This window comes from Polaromonas sp. P1_G2, assembly GCF_056405515.1.
Genome location: NZ_JBFUBY010001743.1, coordinates 1 through 361 on the forward strand (window position 1 = coordinate 1; position 361 = coordinate 361).

Below are 361 nucleotides of genomic sequence, written 5' to 3' on the forward strand. Positions count from 1 at the left end.
TGTTAATATTCATGGCGTCAATACTGCCTCGACCAAAAGCATTTCACCTTTTCCGGGGCCTTTCACACGCGCATGAAACGCATCGAGGACGACGTAGCCACCGGTTTTTCGGGCAGCGGCCCTGTGCCGCCTGCACCGCTGATCGTCCATGTCGTGCGCCAGTTCCTTCCCAATCGCGGTGGGCTGGAGGATGTCGTCTTCAATCTCTGCCGCCAGGCGATTCGGCACGGTTTCCGTATCCGGGTCGTGACCTTGAATTCACTATTCTCCGAGCCCGGCCGCGCGCTGGCGGAACGCGAGACGATCGATGGCATCGAGATCGTGCGCATCCCTTGGAAAGGTTCGAGCCGTTATCCGGTGG

Annotated in this window: 1 pseudogene; it reads left to right on the forward strand. The window is 59.3% G+C overall.

The features are described from left to right. Positions 1–72: 72 nt before the first annotated feature. A pseudogene (locus AC1D0P_RS32390) lies at positions 73–361 on the forward strand (hypothetical protein); the annotation flags it as partial.